Origin of the sequence: Streptomyces sp. NBC_00102 (genome assembly GCF_026343115.1) — a bacterium.
Lineage (GTDB): Bacteria > Actinomycetota > Actinomycetes > Streptomycetales > Streptomycetaceae > Streptomyces.
The window spans coordinates 671,372-694,351 of sequence record NZ_JAPEMC010000001.1; the positions used below are offsets into that span (position 1 = coordinate 671,372).

Annotated in this window: 27 protein-coding genes; 10 read left to right on the forward strand and 17 right to left on the reverse strand. The window is 71.3% G+C overall.

Annotated elements, in window-relative coordinates:
• Positions 1-14: 14 nt before the first annotated feature.
• From OHA55_RS02970 to OHA55_RS02985, 4 genes are all read right to left on the reverse strand, one after another.
• A complete protein-coding gene (locus tag OHA55_RS02970; RefSeq protein ID WP_266702480.1) occupies positions 15-1,043 on the reverse strand; it encodes an aldo/keto reductase in 1,029 nt (342 codons plus the stop codon).
• Positions 1,044-1,350: 307 nt separating this feature from the next.
• Positions 1,351-2,241, reverse strand: coding sequence for an NAD(P)-dependent oxidoreductase (locus OHA55_RS02975; protein ID WP_266702482.1), 891 nt, complete (start codon positions 2,239-2,241; stop codon positions 1,351-1,353).
• Positions 2,242-2,324: 83 nt separating this feature from the next.
• Positions 2,325-3,908: a hypothetical protein gene (locus OHA55_RS02980; RefSeq protein ID WP_323180358.1), complete on the reverse strand. Its 1,584-nt coding sequence runs from the start codon at positions 3,906-3,908 to the stop codon at positions 2,325-2,327.
• A 173-nt stretch (positions 3,909-4,081) separates the two neighbouring features.
• Positions 4,082-4,486 carry a DUF5997 family protein gene (locus OHA55_RS02985; RefSeq protein ID WP_266702486.1) on the reverse strand — a complete coding sequence of 135 codons (405 nt, stop codon included), beginning with the start codon at positions 4,484-4,486 and terminating at the stop codon, positions 4,082-4,084.
• Positions 4,487-4,609: 123 nt separating this feature from the next.
• Here OHA55_RS02985 and OHA55_RS02990 point away from each other — a divergent pair, with 123 nt between their 5' ends.
• The 3 genes from OHA55_RS02990 (at position 4,610) to OHA55_RS03000 (ending at position 6,427) form a co-directional block, all read left to right on the forward strand.
• Positions 4,610-5,401 carry a LysR family substrate-binding domain-containing protein gene (locus OHA55_RS02990; protein WP_266702488.1) on the forward strand — a complete coding sequence of 264 codons (792 nt, stop codon included), beginning with the start codon at positions 4,610-4,612 and terminating at the stop codon, positions 5,399-5,401.
• Positions 5,402-5,452: 51 nt separating this feature from the next.
• Positions 5,453-5,830 carry a hypothetical protein gene (locus OHA55_RS02995; RefSeq protein ID WP_266702490.1) on the forward strand — a complete coding sequence of 126 codons (378 nt, stop codon included), beginning with the start codon at positions 5,453-5,455 and terminating at the stop codon, positions 5,828-5,830.
• 99 nt (positions 5,831-5,929) lie between these two features.
• Positions 5,930-6,427, forward strand: a complete 498-nt coding sequence (locus OHA55_RS03000) for a peptidylprolyl isomerase (RefSeq protein ID WP_266702492.1) — start codon at positions 5,930-5,932, stop codon at positions 6,425-6,427.
• Between the two features lie 264 nt (positions 6,428-6,691).
• Here OHA55_RS03000 and OHA55_RS03005 read toward each other — a convergent pair whose 3' ends face one another.
• The 5 genes from OHA55_RS03005 to OHA55_RS03025 all read right to left on the reverse strand — a co-directional run bounded on the left by OHA55_RS03005 (position 6,692) and on the right by OHA55_RS03025 (position 11,222).
• Positions 6,692-7,840 carry a serine hydrolase domain-containing protein gene (locus tag OHA55_RS03005; protein ID WP_266702494.1) on the reverse strand — a complete coding sequence of 383 codons (1,149 nt, stop codon included), beginning with the start codon at positions 7,838-7,840 and terminating at the stop codon, positions 6,692-6,694.
• A gap of 166 nt (positions 7,841-8,006) precedes the next feature.
• Positions 8,007-8,552 carry a DinB family protein gene (locus tag OHA55_RS03010; protein ID WP_266702496.1) on the reverse strand — a complete coding sequence of 182 codons (546 nt, stop codon included), beginning with the start codon at positions 8,550-8,552 and terminating at the stop codon, positions 8,007-8,009.
• A gap of 69 nt (positions 8,553-8,621) precedes the next feature.
• Entirely contained in the window at positions 8,622-9,197 is a 576-nt protein-coding gene (locus tag OHA55_RS03015) for a histidine phosphatase family protein (protein ID WP_266702498.1), read from the reverse strand.
• Positions 9,198-9,262: 65 nt separating this feature from the next.
• Positions 9,263-9,694 (reverse strand): GNAT family N-acetyltransferase, encoded by a 432-nt coding sequence (locus OHA55_RS03020; RefSeq protein WP_266702500.1) that lies wholly within the window; start codon positions 9,692-9,694, stop codon positions 9,263-9,265.
• A 73-nt stretch (positions 9,695-9,767) separates the two neighbouring features.
• Positions 9,768-11,222 (reverse strand): PLP-dependent aminotransferase family protein, encoded by a 1,455-nt coding sequence (locus tag OHA55_RS03025; RefSeq protein ID WP_266702502.1) that lies wholly within the window; start codon positions 11,220-11,222, stop codon positions 9,768-9,770.
• Here OHA55_RS03025 and OHA55_RS03030 point away from each other — a divergent pair.
• The gene (locus OHA55_RS03030; protein ID WP_266702504.1) at positions 11,221-12,234 is read left to right on the forward strand and encodes a DMT family transporter; all 1,014 of its coding nucleotides are present in this window, start codon (positions 11,221-11,223) and stop codon (positions 12,232-12,234) included. The two genes, OHA55_RS03025 and OHA55_RS03030, sit on opposite strands and share 2 nt — an antisense overlap.
• Positions 12,235-12,278: 44 nt before the next feature.
• Positions 12,279-12,500, forward strand: a complete 222-nt coding sequence (locus tag OHA55_RS03035) for a DUF1918 domain-containing protein (protein WP_266702506.1) — start codon at positions 12,279-12,281, stop codon at positions 12,498-12,500.
• 856 nt (positions 12,501-13,356) lie between these two features.
• Here OHA55_RS03035 and OHA55_RS03040 read toward each other — a convergent pair.
• From OHA55_RS03040 to OHA55_RS03055, 4 genes are read right to left on the reverse strand one after another with little or no spacing between them, the layout of a single operon-like run.
• Positions 13,357-13,542 carry a DUF397 domain-containing protein gene (locus OHA55_RS03040; protein ID WP_266702508.1) on the reverse strand — a complete coding sequence of 62 codons (186 nt, stop codon included), beginning with the start codon at positions 13,540-13,542 and terminating at the stop codon, positions 13,357-13,359.
• Positions 13,543-13,553: 11 nt separating this feature from the next.
• On the reverse strand, positions 13,554-14,408 hold the full coding sequence (locus tag OHA55_RS03045) for a helix-turn-helix transcriptional regulator (RefSeq protein WP_266702510.1): 855 nt from the start codon (positions 14,406-14,408) through the stop codon (positions 13,554-13,556).
• A 7-nt stretch (positions 14,409-14,415) separates the two neighbouring features.
• Positions 14,416-14,940 carry a DUF6879 family protein gene (locus OHA55_RS03050; protein ID WP_266702512.1) on the reverse strand — a complete coding sequence of 175 codons (525 nt, stop codon included), beginning with the start codon at positions 14,938-14,940 and terminating at the stop codon, positions 14,416-14,418.
• Positions 14,897-15,319, reverse strand: a complete 423-nt coding sequence (locus OHA55_RS03055) for a hypothetical protein (RefSeq protein WP_266702514.1) — start codon at positions 15,317-15,319, stop codon at positions 14,897-14,899. The genes OHA55_RS03050 and OHA55_RS03055 overlap by 44 nt, the downstream gene beginning before the upstream one ends.
• A gap of 180 nt (positions 15,320-15,499) precedes the next feature.
• Here OHA55_RS03055 and OHA55_RS03060 point away from each other — a divergent pair, with 180 nt between their 5' ends.
• The 3 genes from OHA55_RS03060 (at position 15,500) to OHA55_RS03070 (ending at position 17,397) form a co-directional block, all read left to right on the forward strand.
• Positions 15,500-15,844: a hypothetical protein gene (locus tag OHA55_RS03060; protein ID WP_266702516.1), complete on the forward strand. Its 345-nt coding sequence runs from the start codon at positions 15,500-15,502 to the stop codon at positions 15,842-15,844.
• Positions 15,845-15,909: 65 nt separating this feature from the next.
• Positions 15,910-17,127 (forward strand): IS256 family transposase, encoded by a 1,218-nt coding sequence (locus OHA55_RS03065; RefSeq protein ID WP_266702518.1) that lies wholly within the window; start codon positions 15,910-15,912, stop codon positions 17,125-17,127.
• Between the two features lie 60 nt (positions 17,128-17,187).
• Entirely contained in the window at positions 17,188-17,397 is a 210-nt protein-coding gene (locus OHA55_RS03070) for a hypothetical protein (RefSeq protein ID WP_266702520.1), read from the forward strand.
• A gap of 375 nt (positions 17,398-17,772) precedes the next feature.
• Here OHA55_RS03070 and OHA55_RS03075 read toward each other — a convergent pair whose 3' ends face one another.
• The 3 genes from OHA55_RS03075 to OHA55_RS03085 form a co-directional block, all read right to left on the reverse strand.
• Positions 17,773-18,753 carry a DUF1648 domain-containing protein gene (locus OHA55_RS03075; protein ID WP_266702522.1) on the reverse strand — a complete coding sequence of 327 codons (981 nt, stop codon included), beginning with the start codon at positions 18,751-18,753 and terminating at the stop codon, positions 17,773-17,775.
• Positions 18,750-19,100 (reverse strand): GntR family transcriptional regulator, encoded by a 351-nt coding sequence (locus OHA55_RS03080; protein ID WP_266702524.1) that lies wholly within the window; start codon positions 19,098-19,100, stop codon positions 18,750-18,752. Before OHA55_RS03080 ends, OHA55_RS03075 begins: the two co-directional genes overlap by 4 nt.
• A gap of 73 nt (positions 19,101-19,173) precedes the next feature.
• On the reverse strand, positions 19,174-20,406 hold the full coding sequence (locus tag OHA55_RS03085; RefSeq protein ID WP_266702526.1) for a glycoside hydrolase family 10 protein: 1,233 nt from the start codon (positions 20,404-20,406) through the stop codon (positions 19,174-19,176).
• 197 nt (positions 20,407-20,603) lie between these two features.
• Here OHA55_RS03085 and OHA55_RS03090 point away from each other — a divergent pair, with 197 nt between their 5' ends.
• Positions 20,604-21,464, forward strand: coding sequence for a 3-hydroxybutyryl-CoA dehydrogenase (locus OHA55_RS03090; RefSeq protein ID WP_266702528.1), 861 nt, complete (start codon positions 20,604-20,606; stop codon positions 21,462-21,464).
• A gap of 126 nt (positions 21,465-21,590) precedes the next feature.
• Positions 21,591-22,211 carry a hypothetical protein gene (locus OHA55_RS03095; RefSeq protein ID WP_266702530.1) on the forward strand — a complete coding sequence of 207 codons (621 nt, stop codon included), beginning with the start codon at positions 21,591-21,593 and terminating at the stop codon, positions 22,209-22,211.
• Between the two features lie 182 nt (positions 22,212-22,393).
• Here the strand turns inward: OHA55_RS03095 and OHA55_RS03100 are convergent, their stop codons facing one another.
• Entirely contained in the window at positions 22,394-22,924 is a 531-nt protein-coding gene (locus tag OHA55_RS03100) for an NUDIX hydrolase (RefSeq protein WP_266702532.1), read from the reverse strand.
• Positions 22,925-22,980 lie beyond the last annotated feature (56 nt).

Here is a 22,980-nt window from a genome sequence, read left to right on the forward strand (position 1 = left end):
CGCCCCCTCCCGCATCAGGCCGCCGCCCGCTCCTCGCCGTGGCGGCGGCGCAGCACGGCCCGCTGGATGGCCGGCGGGTCGTACGCCATGTCGAGGATGCCGACGTCGGTGCCGGGGGGCACGAGGGCGTCGAGCTCGTCGAGGGTCTCGTCGCTCAGGGAGACCTCGGCGCCGGCGAGCAGGTCGTCGAGGTGGTCCATGGTGCGCGGTCCGATGATCGCCGAGGTGACACCGGGGTGGGAGATGACGAAGGCCGTGGCGAGGTGCGTCAGCGGCAGGCCGGCCTTCTCGGCGACGGGGATGAGCTGTTCCACGACGTCGAGGCGGCGTTCGTCCTTCAGGTGCTTGAAGCCGAAGCCCGCGCGGTGCGTCGCGGCTTCCTGGCCCTTGCGGTAGCGGCCGGTGAGCAGGCCTCCGGCCAGCGGGCTCCAGACCAGCGCGCCCATTCCGTAGCGTTCCACGGCCGGCAGTACCTCGCGTTCGATGCCCCGGTTGAGGATCGAGTACGTCGGCTGCTCGGTGCGGAAGCGCTGCAGGCCGCGGCGCTCGGCGGTCCACTGCGCCTCGACGATGTCGGTGGCGGGGAAGGTGGACGACCCGATGGCCCGGACCTTGCCGGCGCGGACCAGGTCGGTGAGGGCCGAGAGGGTCTCCTCGATGTCGGTGTCCGGCGCGGGCCGGTGGACCTGGAACAGGTCGACGTGGTCGGTGCCCAGCCGGCGCAGCGAGTCCTCCAGGGCGCGGACCAGCCAACGCCGCGAGTTGCCTTGCTGGTTGGGATCGCTGCCCATCGGCAGGTGCGCCTTGGTGGCCAGCACGACGTTGTCGCGACGGCCCTTGAGGGCCTTGCCGACGATCTCCTCGGACTCACCGCGCGAGTAGGCGTCGGCGGTGTCGACGAAGTTGATGCCCGAGTCCAGCGCCTTGTGGATGATGCGGACGGAGTCGTCGTGGTCGGGGTTCCCCATGGCGCCGAACATCATCGTGCCCAGGCAGTACGGGCTGACCTTGATGCCGGTCCGGCCCAGCGTGCGGTATCGCATGGCTCTCTCTCCTACGAATGCGCTGCGTGCGCGGGGGTGCGCGGGCATGCACAGGTCGTCGCGGGGTTCCGCCGGGACTGGGGTCGCCAAAGCGGAACACCGTTCAGCAACACAATACGGAACGCGGTTCCGCTTCACAAGGGGCGCCGCACCCTGCCCGCGCACGCGGCCACGCACCCTGCCCGCGCACACCGCCAAGCACTCCGCCGGGGTGCCGGACGGAGTGCTCCACCCGGCACCCGCGCGGGCCGCGCAACTCGCCTGCCGGGAAGCCCTGTGCGGACGATGAGCGGCGCGCGGGCAGGCGTCAGCGCGACTCGTCCGGTTCGAAGCTCGCGAAGTAGGCCGCTGCCATGTCCTCGTGGCCGTGGCCCTGGGCGGCGGCACGGGCGAAGCGGTCCGCGCTCGCCGCGGCGCCGTCGAGGCGGACGCCGTACCGCTGCCCGGCCTCCACGATCAGGCGGGCGTCCTTCTCGGCCGTGGTCACCGCGAAACTGGCCGGTTCCAGACCGCCGTCGAGGATGAGGGCGGACTTGGCCCGCAGATAGCCCATGTCGAGCGGGCCACCGCCGATGGCGTCGAAGAAGTCCTGCGGGTTCACCCCGAGGGCCTTGGAGAGCGCCAGGGCCTCTCCGGTGGCGGTGGTGGCCGCGATGACCCAGCTGTTGGCGACGAGCTTGAGGCGGGTGGCGGCGCCGTCGGCCCCATCCTCGCCCGTCCAGACCGTACGGGCCCCGACCGCGTCCAGTACCGGGGTGACAGCCGTGCGGCCGTCCGTCGGGCCCGCCGCGAGGACGGTCAGCCGCCCGGCCTCGGCGGGCTGCCGGGTGCCGAGCACCGGCGCGTCGAAGAAGACCAGGCCGTACTCGGCGGCGAGGGCGGCGAGCGCCTCGACGGCGTCGACGCCCACGGTGGTCGACTGCACCCAGGCGGTACCGGGACGGAGCGCCGGGGCGGCCTGCCGCATGACCTCCGCCACCGCCGGCCCGTCGTGCAGCATCGTCAGGACCACGTCGGCGCCCTCCACGGCCTCCGCGGGGGTGTCGGCGATCCGCGCACCCTCTTCGGCCAGCGGTTCGGCCTTGGCCCGGGTGCGGTTCCAGGCCCGTACGGAATGCCCGGCGCGGGCGAGGTTGCGGGCCATGGCGGCACCCATGATCCCGGTGCCCAGAACGCTGACGGTGAGTGTGTCGGTCATGGTCGGTGTCGGCCTCTCTGCCGGGGCGGTGGAACGGGGACGGCGCGGCGCTTTCGAGGGGTGCCCGCGCCCCCACCCGCACGTTACGTCGTGGCGCGGAGCCGGGGGAGAACCGGCGGCGGGAGGAGCCGCGTCATCTCGCCCACCGGCAGGGCGGGGTTGGCCGCGGCCGCCGAGGCCAGATCGTGGTCCGCGTGGTCGAGCAGCCCCGTGAGCACGTCCGGCGGCAGGGACGGGTGGCGGGCCGCCGTGATCCGTACCCGGGAATCCGCCAGGCAGGCGACCAGCGAGGCCGGGGTCGCATCGGGCCGGGCGGCCACCGCGCGGAGCACCTTGCGTACGGGCGGGGTGCGCAGGGCCAACTCCTCCAGGAACGCGGGCGGGGCGTCCGGGTTCTCGGCCACCCGCCCCGCCACCTGCGCCCCGAAACGCGTGGTCATCGCGCGCAGCGCCGCCTCGGGCAGCCCGGGGTGCGGGGCCACCGCCTTGGCCACCTTCGCGTCGGGATCGGCGGCGAGCCGGTCGCGGATCGCCTCGGGCAGGTCGTGGCGTTCCGCCACCAGGGCCCGCACGGCCGGGTCCGGCGATGCCGCCAGCAGGGCGATCTCGGCGGGCGGCGCCTCGGCGATCCTGGGGAGCAGCACCGGGCCGGTCCGCACCGTCCCGGTCAGGGCGGTGAGCACGTCCAGGGGCAGGCGCGGGTGATGCGCCACCGTGCGGCGGACCTCGGGGCTCAGGTCCACGGCCAGGACACGGACGGCCGCCTCGCAGATCGCGGGGTTCCCCGCGAGTTCGTACCTGACCAGGTGGGAGGGGTCGCGGGCGAGGAGTTCGTACGCGGTGGCGGGCAGGTCGTGGCGGGTGGCCAGCGCCCGGCGTACCGACTCGCGGCCGTCGTCGGCGAAGGCGAGGGCCGCCCCGGTGGGTGTGGCCCGGTTCTCCAGGACCCGTACGAGCAGCTCGTGGAGGGTGGACCGGTGGGATCCGTCGCAGGCCGCCCCGGAGCGCGGTTCGCATCCGGGGCGTTCGGAGCCCGAGGCACGGGTGTACGGGACGGGTTCCTGGTCGCAGACCGGGCAGTGGCGGACCGGCGGCAGCCCTTCGCCGGTGATCAGGGCCGCCAGGACCGGGGGCGGCGTCAGCGGGTTCAGGGCGAGCGCGCCGCGTACCTCGGCGTGCGGGTGCCGGGCGAGCCTCGTGGCGGTGGTGGTGGACGTGGTCCAGAGCGCGAGCTCGGCCACCACCCGCACGTCGGGGTCGGCGGCGAGTGTCCCGGTCACGTCGTCGGGGAGGCCCGGGAGGGCGGCGAGCGACTCCCGCAGCCGGTACTCGGGCACCTCGGCGAGATGGCGGGCCCACGAGGGGTTACCGGCACCTTCCTCCAGCAGGGCGAGCGCGACGAGGGGCCACCGCACCGGGTCGACGTCGGCCTCCGTGAGCACCCGGACCGCCGGGGACATGGACACCGTCGCGCAGTCCTCGTGCGCCGACACCAGCCGCTTCGCCTGTTCGCGGCTCAGATCGGAGCGATCGCCGAGGGTCTGGGCGAGTTCGCAGTCGAGGGGTTCGAGGCAGACGTCCTCGTAGGCGAGGAACCGGTCGATCAGGTGCGAAGGCAGCGAAGGGTTGACGGCGAGACCGAGCAGCAGGTGATGCACGGCGTGCATCCTGTCGCGGGTGGCCGGGCGGCGGCCACCGGTTATCCGGTCGTCAGGTCATCCGCTCGTCCGATTCGGGGCGCCGGGCCGTGGCGTGCCGGAAGACGGTGCGGCCGGGCGGGCACGACTCCGCCCGGCCGCGCGAGGTGTGTCGGCGGCCGGGCGGAGGTGGGGAGCCTGGGTCAGGAACCGGCCTTCTCGGCGCGCGCGGCGCGCTCGGCGTTCCGCTCCTTGATGCGGACGGCCTCCTTGCGGACGTCGGCCTGGGTGGCGCGCTCGGCGCTCAGCCATTCCGGCATCTCGTTCTTGAGAGCGTCGATCTGCTCGGTGGTGAGCGCCTCGGTGACTCCGCCGCGCGCGAGGCCCGAGATGGAGACGCCCAGCTTGGCGGCGACGACCGGGCGGGGGTGCGGGCCGTTGCGGCGCAGCTCCTCCAGCCAGGCCGGCGGATCGGCCTGCAGCGCGTTGAACTCGCTGCGCGAGACCACACCCTCCTGGAACTCGGCGGGGGTGGCTTCGAGGTACACACCCAGCTTCTTCGCCGCGGTGGCGGGCTTCATCGTCTGGGGTGTCTGGTGCGAGGTCATGTGTCAAGAGTAGCGAGCGTGTGCGAGGCCGCCGACCACACCGCTTCGGGCCGGCGGGTGCGGCGGGTTCCCGGCCATGATCCACCGGACGCCCGACGGGGGCGGGGCCGGTAACCTGGCGGGGTGACTGGCTCCGACGCATCCCCCTCGTTCCGCCTCGCCTACGTACCGGGCGTGACGCCTTCCAAGTGGGTGCGCATCTGGAAAGAGCGCTTCCCCCTCGTCCCGCTGGAGCTGGTCTCCGTACCGTCCGCCCAGGCCCCCGGGCTGCTGTTGGAGGGCGGTGCCGACGCGGGGTTCGTACGGCTTCCGGTCGGGCGCGAGGAGCTCAGCGCGATCCCCCTGTACACCGAGACCACGGTGGTGGTGATCCCGAAGGACCACCTGCTCGCGGCCGCGGAGGAGGTGTCGGCCGAGGACCTCGCGGAGGACATCGTGCTGCATCCGCTCGACGACCCGTTCGACTGGGAGCGCCCGCCGGGGCTGCCCGCGTCGGAGCGGCCGGAGACGACGGAGGACGCCGTGGCGCTGGTCGCGGCGGGGATCGGCGTGCTGGTCGTCCCGCAGTCGCTCGCGCGGCTCCACCACCGCAAGGACCTCACCTACCGGACGATGACGGACGCCCCGGAGTCGCGCATCGCCCTCTCGTGGCCGGAGGAGAAGACGACCGAGAGGGTCGAGGACTTCATCGGCATCGTCCGGGGCCGCACGGTGAACAGCTCGCGCGGTCGTACGCCCACGCCCCCCCAGCCGAAGCAGGAGAAGCGGCCGGCCGCCGGTGCCCGTCGTGGCGCCGGCGCGGGCAAGCCGTCGTCCCGCAACCCGCGGGGCGGGGCGGGTGACGGCAAGGGCGGAAAGCACACCGGTGGGGCCAAGGGAGCCGGGGCCAAGCGCGGAAAGCCGCGCGGCCGGTAGCGGCGGCCCGTACCCTCCCCTGGGCCCGGCCCCCTCGCTACGCTCGCCGCCATGGGTGGTTTCCTGCCGTTGCTGATCGTCGTCGGATGTCTGGCCGCCGTGATGGGCCTCCTCGGGCTGCTCGCGGCCCGGGTGCGGCGCCGCGGGACGGCCGGGGCGGCGGTCGGGGCGGCTCTCGCCTCGTACGAGGAGGCGTTCCGCACCACGTCGTACGCCGCTCACCAGGAGATGCGCGCCGAGGCCGACCGCCGGGCACCGCTGCCGTCCCCGGACGGCGACCGGCGGCCCGTCGCGCCGGGGGACGGGGCCCGAAGCCGTGCGGGGCGGCCTGCCGGGCTGCGGTCCCGGCCCGGGCGGCGGGGACTCTTCGGTTCCGGGCGCGCGCGTTCCCGGGGTGGGCGTGCGGGTGGGCGTCCGGGCGGGCGCTGAATCGTTCCGCCGCCCGTCCGCGGCTTTCGACCGGTCGCCCGGACCGTGCCGGGGACCCCTCTGCACGAGGTCCTGCCCGAGAAGTGTCAGGATGGTTCTATGACCATCAAGGCTTTCTTCGACATAACCATCAACGACGAGCCCGCCGGGCGGATCACGTTCAACCTCTTCGAGGACGTCGTCCCGAAGACCGTGGAGAACTTCCGCGCCCTCGCCACCGGCGAGAAGGGTTTCGGCTACGAGGGCTCGTCCTTCCACCGTGTGATCCCGGAGTTCATGCTCCAGGGCGGCGACTTCACCCGCGGCGACGGCACGGGCGGCAAGAGCATCTACGGCGAGAAGTTCGCGGACGAGAACTTCACGCTCAAGCACACCAAGCCGGGTCTGCTGTCGATGGCCAACGCCGGCCGCAACACCAACGGCTCGCAGTTCTTCATCACCACCATCGTGACCTCCTGGCTCGACGGCAAGCACGTCGTCTTCGGTGAGGTCGCGGACGAGGACAGCATGGCGCTGGTCAAGAAGATCGAGTCCCTGGGCTCCCAGTCGGGTCGCACCTCGGCGAAGATCACCATCGCCAAGAGCGGCGTCCTCTAAGGATCACCACCGCACGCCCTCGCGCGACCGGCCTCGCGCACCCTGGCGTGAGAACGCGCGGGCCGACGGAGTCCCCGTCGGCCCGCGCGTCTCTGTGTCCGCCCGCGCGTCTCTGTGTTCCCGCGCGTCTCTGTGTTCCCGCGCGTCTCTGTGTTCCCGCGCGTCTCTGTGTTCCCGCGCGTCTCTGTGTTCCCGCGCGTCTCTGTGTTCCCGCGCGTCTCTGTGTTCCCGCGCGTTTCTGTGTCCGCGTGTGTGTTCCGTGTCTCAGAGTGACGCGTACACCGACTCGACCAGCGCCATCTTCCGCGGGTCGTCGGCGAGCCCCACGCCCATCCGGTTCATGACGTAGCCGAGCGCCACCCCCGACTCCGGGTCGGCGAGCCCGCAGGAGCCGCCCGCCCCGTCGTGGCCGACCGCCCGCGGGTTGGGGCCGTAGGAGGCGTTGGGGCCGCTCAGCCAGACGCCGAGGGCGATCTCCGTCTCGTGCGCGAACCCGGCGCCCAGCACGAGGTCGCGGCAGCTCCCCTGTCCCTCCCGTACGCGCTCGGCGGCGGCCTCGGACAGCACGCGCCGGCCGGAGAGCGTGCCGCGCCCGGCGAGGATGCCGTAGAGGGCGGCGACCGCGCGGGCGGTGCCGTGGCCGTTCGCCGCCGGGATCTCGGCCGCCCGCCAGGCGGCGGTGTTGGCCGCGGCGGCTCCCGTACCGGGGTTGACGAAGGAGGCGACGGCCACCGGGGGCAGGCGCGCGAAGAACGCGAGTTGGGCCGCCGTGGCCTTCGTCGTGACGAGTTCGGCGACCCGGCCCGCCTCCTTCTCCGGCAGTCCCACGGTGAAGTCGATCCCGAGGGGGCCGGTGACCTCGCGCCGGAGGAACTCCCCGGGCAGTTCGCCGCTGATCCGGCGGACCACCTCACCGACCAGGAATCCGTACGTCAGGGCGTGGTAGCCGGAACGGGTCCCGGGTTCCCACCACGGCTCGGTCGCGGCCAGCCGGGACGTGGTCAGCTCCCAGTCGTAGAGGTCGGCGAGGGAGTGCGGCTCGCGCAGCCCGGCGAGGCCGGCCCGGTGCGAGAGGAGATCGCGCACCGGGATGTGCTCCTTGCCGGCGGCGCCGAACTCGGGCCAGTACACGGCCACCGGGGCGTCGAGGTCGAGCAGGCCCCGGTCGGCGAGGATGTGGGCGCAGAGCGCGGTCGGGCCCTTGGTGGTGGACCAGACGTTGACGAGGGTGTCCCGCTCCCAGGGGCGGGTCCGCGCGCCGTCCGCCCAGCCGCCCCAGAGGTCGACGACCGGCGTGCCGTCCACCAGCACGGTGACGGCCGCGCCCAGTTCGTCGCGTACGGCGAAGTTCTCCTCGAACGCGGTACGCACGCGGGCGAACCGTTCGTCGCAGTGGCCTTGGATCCGCACCACGGTGGCCTCCTCCTCGTCCTGGACGGGCCCGGGATCGGGAGCCCGCCGCGCTTCGGTACGGGGACGGGGGTACGCCGCCGCCTGACACGCGATCAGGCCCCCCCCCCCCCCGGACCCGCAACATACCGACTGGTCGGACGGACGGGAAGGTGTGACGCCGGGGCGGCTACAGCCCCACTGCTCCGTCGATCCCCTGGCGCAGCAGGTCGGCGTGGCCGTTGTGCCGCGCGTACTCCTCCACCATGTGCAGCAGGACCCACCGGAGCGAAATCCGGCCCTGCCAGGGGTCGTTGGCGGACACGTCGAGATCCGGGGCCTCGGCGACGAACCGTTCCGCGAAGTCGACCTCTGCCCGCCAGACCCGCCATGCCTCCGCGGTTCGCGCGGCTCCGGGTCTCGCGCGGTCGAACGCGCCGTCCGGCTCGTCGACGGTGGAGAAGGGCGCCGGACCTTCCTGGCCGGCCAACCGCTGCCTGAACCAACGGTGTTCGACGTCGGCGAGGTGCCGGACGAGTCCCAGCAGGGACAGCCCGGAGAAGTCCACGGAGCGCATGGCCATGGCTTCGGGGTCGAGCCCGGAGCACTTCAGGACCAGGGTGTCCCTCTGGCGGCGCAGGGAGGCGACGAGCATGGTCCGCTCGTCGCTCTGCGTGGGGACCTCGACCCGTGGGTCGTTTCCGGGGTCGGTGAACATCTCCGCAAACCGTTGCATGTCCGGGATTGTGACCGATGTACACCCGGGTCGCACCGGTTTTCATCCTTCCGGTGAGGGCCCGGTACATCAGTGGGCCGGTGGCTCCAGGGAGAGGCTCCAACGGCCCGGCTGTCCGACGAGGGTGACCGCCGAAAGCGGGCGCGCGTCGATGTTCCAGTACGCGGAGGGCGGGGCCTTCAGCGCGTAGACGAGGGCCGCGCGGACCACCGGGGGCTCGGCCACCGCGACGATGGAACCGCCGTCCGCGGGACGGGTGTCGAGCCAGTGGCCGATGCGGGTGATGAAGCCGAGCAGCGGCTCGCCGCCGTGCGGCGCGGAGCGGGGATCGGCCAGCCACGCGTCGACGGCGGCGGGCTCGCGGGCCGCGACCTCCGCCAGGGTCATGCCCCGCCAGCGCCCCATGTCACAGTCCCGCAGGTCGGGTTGGGCCATGGGGGCGTAGCCGAGGGCGTCACCGGTGGCCCTGCTGCGGGGGGTCGGCGCGCAGTAGCGGAGATCGGCCGCACCGAGCGGGACCAGGGCGTGTGCGGCGAATTGCACCTCGCGCCATCCGGCGTGGTCGAGCGGGCGGTCGTCGTCGAAGCGCTCGGCGAGCAGCGAGGAGCTTCGCGCCGCCACCACGAGGGAAACCCGAACACTCATGGCCGCGATCGTGAGGCTGACGGACCTCCGGGTCAAGAGGGCGCACAGCAAGGCGAGTTGAGGATCTAACGATTGATCAGGGCCATCCAGTTGCCGGGCTGCTCCAGCCCGTGGAAGCCGACCTTCCCATACACGCCGTGGGCGTCGCCCGTGGAGAGCAGAATCCTGCGGACTCCGGCCGGGACGAGGTGATCGCGCACCGCCTCCGCCAGCCGCACGCCGAGCCCCCGCCCGCGAGCCGCCGGGTCGACGTAGACGTCACAGAGCCAGGCGAAGGTGACGTGGTCCGTCACCACGCGCGCGTACCCGACCTGATTGCCGGAACCGCGTTCGTACACGCCGAAGTTGAGCGAGGCGGCGATCGCCGCGTCTTGGGTGGCGCGGCTGCGCCCGAGTGCCCAGTAGGTGTCGGTGGAGAGCCAGTGGTGGATGCGGGCCGGGTCGAGCCGGGCGGGGTCGGTCGAGATGTCGTAGTCCTGCGTGATCGTCTCGGTCATGGGCTCAGGCTAGAGCGCACCCTCGTGGGCCCCCACCTGTTTTCCGCCGCCCCCGCGCCGCCCCGCCCGCAGGTCACCCCCCGAAGCTCCCGAGGGCGTCGTACGCGACGCGCAGGCGCCTGACCCCCTCCGTGATCTCCGCCGCGCCGGAGGCGGCCGCGAAGCTGATCCGGACCTGCCCTGCGGGCGGTTCCGCGCAGAAGTACGGGCGCCCGGGGGCGACGGCGACGCCGGCGCGCAGGGCGGCGGAGACGAAAGCGGCCTCGTCGGCACCGCTGCCGCCACCGGGGACGCGCAGCCAGAGGCTGCCGCCGCCGGACGGCACGTGCGGCAGGTCGAGTTCGGGCAGAGAACGGCGGAGTTCACCGGCGAGCAGGGTGCGGCGACGGGCCAGGTCGGCGGCGACGGAACGCAGGTGCGTCCCCCAGGAAGGGGATCCGACCAGTTCGAGGGCGGTCTCCTGAAGCGGTCTCGGCACGAAGAAGCTGTCCACGACCTGGATCGCGCGCAGCCTCTCCAGCACCGGACCGCGCGCCGCGAGCGCGCCCACCCGCAGGCTGGGCGAGGTGGCTTTGGTGAGCGAGCAGACGTGCACGACCACCCCGTCGGGGTCGTCGGCGGCCAGCGGTGGCGGCAGTGGTCCCGCGTCCTCGTGGGCGAGACGGCGGGCGAAGTCGTCCTCGACGACGAACGCGCCCGCGGCCCGCGCGATGCGCAGCATCTCGGCCCTCCGCGCGGGGGCGAGTACGGCGCCCGTCGGGTTCTGGAAGAGCGGCTGGCAGACGAACACCCGTGCCCCGGTGGCGCGGAACGCGGCGTCGAGCAGTTCGGGCCGTACGCCGTCCGCGTCCACCGGTACGGGGACGGGCCGCAGCCCGGCGGCGCGGGCGACGGCCAGCATGCCGGGGTAGGTCGGCGACTCGACGAGTACGGGCGCCCCGGGCGGGGCGAGCGCGCGCAGCGCGGTGGCCAGCGCGCTCTGGCCGCCCGCCGTGACGAGGACGTCGGCCGCGCCGACGCCGGGCCCGATCTCGCGGGCGAACCAGGCGCGCAGCTCGGGCAGGCCGTCCACCGGCGGCCGGTCCCAGGCACCGGGGCGGCGGCCGGCCCGCGCGAGTGCGGCGGCCAGCGCCCGTTCGGGCTGGAGGGCGGGGTGCAGGTAGCCGCCGTTGAACTCGATGACGCCCGACGGGGGCGCGGCGAGGGTGACGAGGACCCCCGAGGCGTCGACGGTACGGGGCACCACCTCGGGCCCACCGTCACCGCTGAGCGAGACCTCCTGCCAGGAGGTGTCGCCCGGCGCCGGTGCGGTGGTACGCGGCTGGGCGCGGAAGGCCCCCGCCCCGGGCCGGGTGACGACCAGGCCCTCGGCCGCCAGTTGAGCGAGGGCCCGGGTGACCGTGACCGGGCTGACCCGGAAACGCTCGACGAGGGCACGACTCGACGGGAGCTTTCCACCAGGCGAGTAGCGGTTCAGCTCCCCGCGCAGGAATTCCACCAACTCCCCTGCACTGTTACGCTCATTCATGAGAGACAACGATAGCGCTACCCCTTTCGTGACGATAGCGCTCGCACCCAGCGCCACCCCCACGCCCGCTCCCGCCACCTCCGGTGCCCCTGCGGGGCCCGCCGCTCCCCTCTCCCCCTCCTCCGAACGGTCCGGCTTCGTCCTCGCCTCCCTCGGGGTCCTCGCCTTCTCCCTCACGTTCCCCGCCACCGTGTGGGGACTGGAGAGCTTCGGCCCCTGGTCACTGGTGGCACTGCGCAGCGTGCTCGCCGCGCTGATCGCGGGCTCGGTCCTGCTGGCGGCCCGCATCCCCTGGCCGGGCCGCCGTCACCTGGGCGGGCTGCTGGTCGTGGCGGGCGGCGTGGTGGCGGGGTTCCCGCTGCTGACCACGCTCGCGCTGAGGACGACGACCTCCTCGCACTCGGCCGTGGTGGTGGGGCTGCTGCCGCTGACCACGGCGGTGTTCTCGTCCCTGCGGACGGGCAACCGTCCGCCTCGCGCGTTCTGGATCGCGGCGCTCGCGGGGGCCGCCGTGGTGCTCGCGTTCACGGTCGCCCAGAGCGGCGGCGCCGTCTCGGCCGGTGATCTGTACCTGTTCGGTTCGCTGGTGGTGTGCGCGGCCGGGTACGCGGAGGGCGGGCGGCTGGCGCGGATCATGCCCGGCTGGCAGGTGATCGGCTGGGCACTGCTCCTCTCGCTCCCGGTAGCGGTGGCGGGCAGCGCGGTGGCACTGTCGTACGAGCCCGTCACGCCGGCCTGGCACGGGATCGCCGGCCTGGTCTGGCTGGCGGCCGGGTCCACCTTCACCGGGCTGTACGTCTGGTACCGGGGCATGGCGGAGATCGGCATCCCGCGCGCCAGCCAGCTGCAACTGGCCCAGCCGCTGCTGACGCTGGTCTGGTCGTTCCTCCTGCTCGGCGAGGACCTCTCCGCAGCCGCCCCGGTCGCGGCGGTGGCCGTACTCGTCTGCATCGCGGTGACCCAGCGGGCGGGCACCCGGCGCCCGCGCGAGAGCCGGGCACCACGGTCATAGACTTGTCGACAAAGGGGTCGCCGTCCTGAAGGAGGTCGTTCCCCATGGAAGCTCAGACCGGCGACCGGTTGCTGACCCACGGCAGAACCGTGGGCCACCCCGACCGCGTCGCGGAGATCGTCGAGGTACGGGGCCCGCACGGCACCCCGCCGTACCGGCTGCGCTACGCCGACGGCCACGAGTCGCTGGCGTACCCGGGGCCGGACAGCGTGGTGCAGCACGGGGGCGCGGGAAAGACCGCCCGGGAGGAGCCGGGACCGCGGTGAGGCGGGCCCGGAAGGGACGTGGGGCCGCGCGGGCTGCCCGGCGGTGTCACCAGCCGCCGTGACCGCCACCGTAGTGCCCGCCGCCCGCCGCCCGCCGCCCGCGCCACCGCCGTCCGACCAGCCGCCCGCGTCCAGGTTGTGGCCGAGCCCGTGGCCTCCGGTGGTGAAGTCCGCGTACACGTCGCTCAGTTCGCCGTAGAGCCTGCGGGAGAGCGTGGGGATGCCGGTGGTCAGCGCCTCGGAGAGATCTCGGCCGAGGGCCTCACGGGCGGCAGGCGACCCGTCCGGAGCCATCGGGCCGGACCCGTGATCCGTAGCGAGCGCGGCCATGGCGCGACGGCCGGACGAACCCTGCAAGCCCGGATAGACGGCACGGGTAAGACCCGCGCCGTGGGCAAGAAGGATAACGAATTATTCAGGTGAATGCACATAATCATTCATACACACACGGGGTAGTGCCTTAATGCACCCCCACAGGACCACCCGGGGCGCCTTCCTCAGATCGCGTACGAGTATGAAACTTTCGAGGCTGCAGGCGACTCCCTCCCGGCCCGTCGGCCTTCAACTCTCCAGCACCCCCTCCAGGGCCCTTTCTGGGCCATCCTGGCCGCCCTCAGGCCCTCTGACCAGCTAGTTCACGCCCTCCAAGCCCTCGTGCGGGGTGAGTGAATGAATGAATTAAGTCCCGATGAGTGATCCCTGGCACGCTTTTGGGGCCTGGTGTCCTTCGGAAGCCTCCGCTGACACATACATCTTCTTTGTAGGGGGTCTATATACCCACTGACAGGAAGTCAGGAACAGCAGTAAGGCCCCTCCACGACAGAGGGGCCCTGCTACGCACCTGTGGACGTTGAATTTACGAAAGAAGCCCCTTCGCGTGATCCACGAAGGCTGCCCAGGGTGCCGGCCTGACGCCCATGGTGCCCCGTTCCCGGTCCTTCGTGTCGCGGATCATGACCCTCGCGGGGTCGTTGTCGGCCACCTCCACGCAGGTGTCAGACTTTGTGTAGCTGCTGGTATGCCAGTTGGGATGCGTTGTCAAGTTGACCTCTCCTAGTCGGTTGCCATGGTGTCGAAGTGGTGGATCGCGGTCAGTATCAGGTCCCTGGCCGCTTGCCCATAGACAGCGGACTGTCGATGCAGTTCGAATGCCTTGCGGTAAAGGTCGATCTCTCTTGGCTGTGTGACGGACATTTCCGCGGAGTACGTCTCGACCATGACGAGCTGGTCATCAAACATGGAGAAGGCGTGCCCGATCCAGAGACCAAGGCGTGTGGACCGTGGGACGATGCCCAGGCTCAGGCGGGGAAGCGCCATCACAGCCATCAGCCGGTCGAGCTGCCCTTTCATGACTTCCGGGCCCCCGTGGTTCGAGTAGAGCGCCTGCTCACCAAGCAGGACGTTGAAGATGCGGTCGCCCGTGTAGAGGTATGACTGCCGTTCGAGACGCTTCGCCACAGCAGCATCCATGTCGGCCGGCGTCTCGTAGTAGCTGGACACTTTTCGGAAGATGTCCACCGCATACTCGGCAGTCTGGACCGTTCCCCAGATGGTTGCGGGGTCCCAGATGCGGAAGACCTTGGTCTTCTTGTAGAGGGGCAGGGACTGTTTCTGGCGGTTCCCAGTCCCGGCCGCGAGTACTCGGCGCCACTCCAACCACAGCTCATCGATGTGGCGAACTGTGGCGATCAGGTCAGATAGATCAGCCTCATGCCCGGTTACCTGGCACCAGACACGGATGTCGTCCTCGCTTGCGTTCTGCTTGCCGTTCTCGATGCGAGAGACCTTGGATTCCTGCCACCCTGTGGCAGCGGCGAAGGCCCGACCACTGCCGAACCCCGCATCCTTGCGGAATCCACGCAGCCGGGCCCCCAACACCTCTCGCGTCTCTTGTGCCTGGTTGTTCACGGAACGGTCAGGGCTTGTACTCGGAGTGAGGAACGGCAGAGGCCCAAAGCAGATCCCGAACACGCACGCACTCGGCGACGATGGCTGGGGCGTCGATCAGCTCGTTCCCGATGAATCTTCCCGAGTCGCTGAAGTGCCCTACAGCGACCACCGAGTCATCGAACAGCCACCAGTCATGTCTGTCTACCGGGAAAGTCAGGTCGTCGGGCAACCGGTGCCGCGGATACCACCTGACGGACTCGCCGGCCTCTTCGTTGACGTGCGCGGTGGCGTACTCCCACTGGATGTACGGAGTGTGCGGTTCGGTGACGACTCGAACCCGACGCATGGTCTTGCCCGCATCGGTGACACGACGTACGAGCTGCGTCCACGGTCCCATGTACGAGTGATCCAGAGGTTCCCCCCGGAGCCAGCTCGCGTAGGGGCCGTCTTCTACCGGGACCGAGTAGTCATCCCTCAGCTCCAAGTGGAAGGCGCCGTTCGCGCAGCTATCGAATAGCTTGTTGCGCTCGTCGCTGGAGATCAGCTCCACGGGGTTCCTCCAGTAGCGTGGTGATCGCGGCCTTGGAGACCTCGACCACGGTTTCGTAGTCCGGGATTTGCATCTGTGCCAGGGCCTCGGGGTCGGTCACCTCCTGGCCCTGCACAACGTACGTACCTCCGGGGGTAAGGACCATGAGGGGGTCCTCAAGGCGCTTGAACTCTCCGGAGGAGAGCCCGTCCTTCTCCAGGTGCTCGAACAGCTCGGTGGGCCCCTCCACGGCCGCTTGGCCCTCGCGGATGGTGAGCTGCATCAGCAGGTCATTCGCGAAGATCTTCCAGCCCTGGACGAGGTACGTGTCCCGATCTGTGGCGTAGAGGGTCGGGCACTCTCCCCCTTGGGAGTTCTTACCAAGGAACCGTAGCTTCATGGCCGATCTCCTGTCTTCTGCCTTGCGCCGGATTGCGCGGCACACTCAGCGTCGAGCAGGGGTTCAGTGGCGTCAATCAGCTTGCTACAAACTGGCGCAATCTGCTTGGGACTTGGGCCATGGGGCCTCTACGTTCGTCTCGAACCCAACCTGCTCAGGCAGTTCCGAGGGGAGAGCGTGGTGGCGAACGTGACGGAAGAGCGCGATCCGAAGGCGGCCGGCAGTGCGCCCATCGACGTGCAGACGATCTCTCGCATCACGGACGAGGTGCTGAAGCTACGGCTCAACACCTCGACGCACGAGGCCATTACCGCTCATGCCCAGGCCATCCACGGAGCCCTGAACTTGCTCGTCCGTGAAGAGCTGGGCGCGGACGAGGACTCGATAGTCCGAGACCAGATCGAGCGGGCGTACAGGGTGCTGGCATCAAGATGGTGTCCCGTGGAGTGGTGTAGCGGATCTTGGCGGGGATGTGCGCCTGTTTTGAGCCGTGATGTGCGTCGGCTGCCTGTGCGCGCTCCCTGAACACGAGGGCGGCCACCGTGTAACTGTCCTGGGTGAACGGGCAGTTCGACCCAAGGGAGTACACGGTGGCCTTGTCACAGCATGACCTACTCCGCCTGCTGGAGTCACTGCGTTCGGCGGATGGTCTTGAACTCGTGCGTGAAATCGCCCAGCGGCTGCTGCAGGAGCTGATCGAGGCCGAGGCCACGGCGCACATCGGCGCGGAATGGAACGAGCAGACAACCGCGCGGACCGGCTACCGCAACGGGCACCGGGACAAGACGGTGACCACGCAGGCCGGCGACTTGGAACTCGCGATCCCGAAACTGCGGGCCGGCAGCTTCTTCCCCAGCCTGCTCGAACGCCGGCGCCGCATCGACCAGGCCCTCTACGCCGTCGTCATGGAGGCATACGTCCACGGCGTTTCCACCCGCAACGTCGATGACCTGGTCAAAGCGCTCGGCTCGGACACCGGAATATCGAAGAGCGAGGTCTCGCGGATCTGCGGCGATCTCGACGAACAGCTCGACGCGTTCCGCACCCGCCCGCTGGACCACACCCGGTTCCCCTACGTGTATCTCGACGCGACCTACGTCAAGGCCCGCGTGGACCACCGGATCGTCTCCCAGGCCGTGGTCATCGCTACTGGTGTCACCGAGGACGGCGGCCGCGAGGTCCTGGGTGTCATGGTCGGCGACAGCGAGACCGAAGCGTTCTGGTCCACGTTCCTGCGCTCGTTGCGGGAGCGGGGCATGAGCGGGGTCCGCCTGGTCATCTCCGACAGCCACAGCGGCCTGGTCAAAGCCATCCGCAAGGTCATGCTCGGCGCCGCCTGGCAGCGCTGCCGGGTTCACTTCGTCCGCAACGTCTTCTCCGCGATCCCCAAAGGAGCGGCCGAGATGGTCGCCGCGACGATCCGCACTCTCTTCGCCCAGCCCACCGCCGAAACCGTCCGGGCCCATCTCGACACCGTCGCGGACATGCTCGGCTCACAGTTCCCCAAGGTCAGAGAGATGCTCCTCGGCGCGAAGGAGGACTTGACCGCCTTCGCGGACTTTCCTCACCAGCACTGGAAGAAGATCCAGTCGACCAACCCGCTCGAACGGCTGAACCGGGAGATCAAGCGCCGGTCCGACGTCGTCCAGGTCTTCCCGAACACCGCAGCCGTCAACCGGCTCGCCACCGCCGTCCTCGCCGAACTCCACGACGAGTGGATCGCCTTCCCCCGCCGCTACCTCTCTACCGAAAGCATGGACAGCCTCTATCCGGACACCGCGACCCTCCTGCCTGGCACAACCGAGTGATCACCTACACCACCTCACGGGACATGACCGCCAGAAAAGCGCAGCCATCGCCTCATAGGTGTGCACCACTCCCCCTTTGCTTTCGGCAAGGCGTACGCGCTGCTGGCGGCGGAAGCTCCCACGCGGGAGACGCCGTGCTTCCGGTCCTACGCCCACATGCGCGAAGCGGCCGGCACCACCCGGCACCTCCTGCGGATCTGGGCCGGCAGGAACAGGGTGGGCGGACCGCACGGCCGGGACACCGCACAGGCGGCCGAGGAGCGGCCGTGACGATGAGGATCGCGGTGTACCGCGTCGGGCGCGACGGATTCCGCCGGACGATTCGCCCCGCAGGCCCGGTCGAACCCCTCGACGTGCCGCAGGCCACGTCGGCCTGGCCCCGGTGCCGGTGCCCCCGTCACAGGGCGGTGTGACGGCCCGGCCGATCACGATCACCGGCGCCGAACGCGTGCCGACGACGGCATCATCGTGACCCGGAACGCTTCACCCTGGTGTGCGACGCGGGCACCCTGACGGCGGACGAGGCCGCGCAGGTGGCCCTGCCCGACGACGCGCCCGCCGCGTTGGCGGCCGTCCACCCGGGTTCCCCGACGGAGGCTCCACGATGACCCCGGTGGAGCGCCCGCCAGGCTCAGCGGGCGCTCCTCATCCCGACCGCCGCCCGCCCAGGGAGTTCAGCAGCGCGGCGCCCCGTTCGGCGTCGTCCACGCTCACCGCGAAGTCCTTGCCCCTGGCTCGTATGACGAGGCACTCTCCGCCGCGGAGCATCACCGTGGTCCCCAGCCCGCTCAGCCGGTAGCCCCAGCCGCCCACCTGGGTCGGCCTGCGGTACTCGGACCGGGCCGACTCGATGTCCTGGAGGGCCCAGCGCCGCGCCGGCCAGCCGAACGGCCCGAACGACACCTTCAGCCCCTTCTCGCTGACGGTCGCCTGCACGGAGGCGCAGCCCAGAACCAGCACCGAGGAGAGCGCGACGGGCACGATCACCGACCAGGGCGGGGTCGTCACCCCCACGACGGCGACGAGGGCGGCGGCCACGGCCACGCCCCCGGCGAGCGCCGCGACCGCATGGAGCCACGGGTTGGACGCCCGGGAGAACCACATGAGCCGCTGACCGTCCGGCAGAACCATGCGCGGGCCGTCCTGCGCCGGCCCCGGGGCGGGGGCCCTCCGGCCGGCCACCCGCCACGCGGCCAGCCCGACCACGGTCGCCACCGCGAGAGTTCCGAGGGCCCAGCCCGTCACCGAGCCGGCCTCATGCCAGTCGGCCCGGTCCAGGTTGGCCCGTACGATCGATGCCTGAACGCCGACCAGGAAGACACCCGCCGGGAGCAGGACGGCGCCCGCCCACCCTCGCGCCGCACCACCCCGCCGCACGTTCGCACGCCACACCGCGAGCCCGGCCCCCGCGACCACCACCGCCCATATCAGCGCGGGGACGAGTGCGGCGGCCCACAGGGGCATGGAGCCGTCGGGCCGCCCCGTTCCGTTCCAGTGTGTCGCCACCCTGCCCGGCAGCCGACTGCCCGCCGCCGGGACCATGCCCACCAGTAGCGCCAGGATTCCGACAACCCAGCAGACGGCACCCCATAGGGCGCCGCTGCCGCCGTGCGCGCGCTCGCTCACTGCTCCGCCCCCCTGATCATCTCGGCCAGATCCGCCCTGCTGTAACCCAGCCGCGCGGCATCGGCCACCAGATCGGCCACCCGGTCCAGCAGCGCGGAGCGCCGGTCCGCTCCGGCGGCCACCGTCACGCCCCGACCGCGCCGGAACTCCAGAACCCCCTGGTCCCGGAGGCTCCGGAGGCCGCGCAGAACCGTGTTGACGTTCACGCCCAGCGCCTGGGACAGGTCACGTGCCGGTGGAAGCCGGTCCCCCGGCAGGCATTCCCCCTCCGCGATGGCGCGGCGGATCGCGCCCGCGACCTGCTCGTGCAGGGGGCTGGCGTCAGCGGTGTTCAGCGTCAACAGCATGGTGCTAATGAAAGTAGCACCATGCGCTTGATCAGGGGAGGGTGCGAGCGGGCTGATCACCCGTCGAGGAGCCTCACCCCACCCCGTAGTGGTCCGCCGCCACCCGGGCCATGGCGCCGATGCGGTCCGCCTTCACGCTGTTCGCGGAGAAGAAGGCGTGTCCGCCGACGGCCGGGTAGTCCTCGGCGAGGGTGAGGTGGCGGGAGAGTTCGGACGTGCTCTGCCAGGCGGAGTTCTGGGCCGGGTCGCCGGCCTTGTAGAGCGCCTCGCCGATGTAGAGGTCGACGTCCGTACCCTCCACCACCTCCGCCCACCACGGCACCAGCTCGGCGTAGTCGGCCCCCGACTGGCCGATGCTCCAGTAGAGCTGCGGGCAGATGTAGTCGATCCAGCCCTGCTTGATCCACTTGCGGGTGTCCGCGTGGAGGTCGTCGTACGTCTCCACCCCGGCGGAGGTCGGGGAGCCGAGCGGGTCCGTCGTCTTGTTGCGCCAGACGCCGAAGGGGCTGATGCCGAAGCGGACGTTCGGCTTGATCTCCTTGATCCGGTCGGAGGTCTCCTTCACCAGCCGGTCGATGTTGTCCCGGCGCCAGGCCGCCTTGCTGCTGAAGCCGGAGCCGTGCTCGGCGTAGGTGTCGGCGTCGTCGAAGGTCTGGCCGGAGACGGGGTACGGGTAGAAGTAGTCGTCCCAGTGGACGGCGTCGATGTCGTACCGGCCGACCGCGTCCATCATGGCGTCCTGGACGAACGAGCGGACCTCCGGCAGCCCGGGGTCGTAGTAGAGCTTCCCGCCGTACGGAATGACCCACTCCGGGTGGACCCGGGCGGGATGGGTGGCGAGGAGCTTCTTCGGGTCGGTCTGGTTGGAGACCCGGTACGGGTTGAACCAGGCGTGGAGTTCGAGGCCGCGCGCGTGGGCCTCGGTCACCGCCGTGCCGAGCGGGTCCCAGCCGGGGTCCTTGCCCTGGACGCCGGTCAGGTACTGCGACCAGGGCTCGTGGGGCGAGGGCCAGAGGGCGTCGGCGCTGGGCCTGACCTGGAGGATGACCGCGTTCAGGCCGAAGCGGACGGCCCGGTCCAGGTGGGCGATCAGTTCGCTGCGCTGGGTGGCCGCCGACAGCCCGGTGGCCGAGGGCCAGTCGACGTTGGCCACCGTGGCGATCCACATCCCTCGCAGCCCGGTCACCGCCCGGTGACGTCGGTCACGGGACACGGGCCCGACGGCCCCCGCCGGACCCGGTGCGGCCAGGGCCGCCACCGCCCCGGCCGCGCCCAGCATGAATGCCCTCCGGCCCATGCGCCGCATACGCTCCACCTTCCGCTCGTGCTCGGTCGCACCGCTCCGGTCGGGTGCGTGACGCAGATCATGCCTTCTCGGACCGTTGATGACCCGCAGGTAACTTGGGCCGCGTCGCCGGGTACCGTCTGGAGGTCGAAGCGGGTACCGCCACCCACGGGCCCCGCGATACGGAGATCAGGGAGAGGCACGAGGTGACGGACTCTATGGCCGACATTGCACGCGTCGGAGTGGTCGGCTGTGGCCAGATGGGCGCAGGTATCGCGGAGGTCTGCGCACGCAGTGGCCTTGAGGTGATGGTCGCGGAGACCACCGGTGAGGCCCTGGAGATAGGGCGTACCCGGCTCCAGAACTCCCTGTCGAAGGCCGCCGAACGCGGCAAGATCACCGAAGAGGAGCGCGACGAGACCCTCGGCCGCCTCAGCTTCACCACCGACCTCGGCGAGTTCGCCGACCGCGATCTGGTCATCGAGGCCGTCGTGGAGAACGAGCAGGTCAAGACGGAGATCTTCCGGGTGCTCGACCAGGTGGTGACGCGGCAGGACGCGATCCTGGCCTCGAACACCTCGTCCATCCCGCTGGTGAAGCTCGCCGTGGCCACGTCCCGTCCGGACCAGGTCATCGGCATCCACTTCTTCAACCCGGCGCCGGTGCAGAAGCTCGTCGAACTGATTCCCGCCCTGACGACGTCCGAGCAGACCGTGCTGCGGGCCGAGTCCCTCGTACGGGAGGTACTGGGCAAGCACCCCATCCGGGCGCAGGACCGGTCCGGGTTCGTGGTGAACGCCCTGCTGATCCCGTACCTGCTCTCCGCGATCCGGATGTTCGAGTCGGGCATCGCCAGCCGCGAGGACATCGACAACGGCATGGAGATGGGCTGCGCCCACCCGATGGGGCCGCTGAAGCTCGCGGACCTGATCGGCCTGGACACGGTGGCCTCCGTCGCCGACTCGATGTACGCGGAGTACAAGGAGCCCCTGTACGCCGCTCCCCCGCTGCTCCAGCGCATGGTGGACGCGGGCCGGCTCGGCCGGAAGACGGGGGCGGGGTTCTACCCGTACGCCTGACCGTGCAACTGTGGGCCCGGAGCTGCGAGTTCGGCTCCGGGCCCACAGTCCTGTCCGGGGCGTGCGCGGCCCGACTACGGTACGACCCGCCACCCGTCCGCCCCCTCCGTCCGAGGAGATACCGGCATGTCAGCCACCACCGCTCAGCCGCCGCCCACCGCGGCCGCGCCTGCCGAGCGGCGCTCCGCGCGCCTCGTCACCGAGGTGCTGGCCCCGCCCCATCTCGTCGTCCTCGTGCTGATCGTCATCGGCACGCACGCCACCGGCTCCCTCGCGGGCGCCGGCTGGGGTCTGCTCGCCGGGGTCTTCTGCGGTGGCCTGCCCATCGTCTTCGTCGTCGCCGGTGTCCGCCGGGGCCGGTGGTCCGACAAGCACCTCAAGATCCGTGCCCAGCGGTGGATACCCCTGTTCGTCACCCTCGGCTCGGTCCTCGTCGGCACCGGCCTGCTGGCGGCACTCGGAGCGCCCCGCGAGGTCGTCGCCCTGGTGGCCGCCATGATCGCCGGGCTGCTGCTGACGATGGCCGTCACCGTCTGGTGGAAGGTCAGCGTCCACACCGCGGTCGCCTCGGGCGTGGCCGTCGTGATCACCGTGGCGTACGGGTGGTGGGCCGCCCTGCTGTACCTCGGCGTCGCGGCCGTGGGGTGGTCCCGGGTCTCGCTGCGGGACCACACGACGGGGCAGGTCGTCGTGGGGGCCGTGCTGGGCGGTACGGCCGCCGCCGCGGTCTTCGCGGGACTCCGCTGAGCGGTTCGCCGGAACATGCCTCCGCCGGAACAGGACTCCGCCAGGACAGGACTCCGCCGGAACAGGGCCTCCGCCGAAAAAGGGCTCCGCCGGACCGGGGCTCCTGCCGGGCGCAGGACTTCCCCGGTGGGGCGGCCGGACCGTCCGGCCGCCCCACCGGCGCAACCGGTGCGGGGCCGCCGTCACCCCAGCCTGAGGTGGTGGAGCATCAGCAGTCCGGCCGCCATGTTGGCCGCGGGTACCTCGCCCCTCGCGACGAGGTCGGGTACGGACTTGAGGGGCACCCACTCCCGGCGCGAGGACTCGAAGCCGTCGGCGGGCGGCCCGGTCCAGTGGGCCTCCTCGGCCCAGTAGAGGTGGTGGCGGGCGTCGGTGAGTCCGTTGGAGGGCTCCACCGTCATCAGCGGCCGCAGCGCGCCGGGGCGCCAGCCGGTCTCCTCCTCCATCTCCCGGGCGGCGGCCACGGCGATGTCCTCGCCGTCCTCGACCACCCCCGCGGCGAGTTCCCAGCCCCAGCTGTCGGTGATGAAGCGGTGCCGCCAGAGCAGCAGGACCTCGTCGGCGTCGTTGACGACGGTGGCGGCGGCGACGGGGCGCAGCCGGATGACGTAGTGGTCGAGATGCCTGCCGTCGGGGAGTCGGACGTCCGCGAGGTTCACCCGGAACCAGCGGTTCTCATAGACAGCTTGTTCGTTCAAGTTCGCCCACTGCACAGTTCTGCCACCTTTCGGTCGATCGGTGACAACATCGCAGCAGGGGCGGCAGGTTG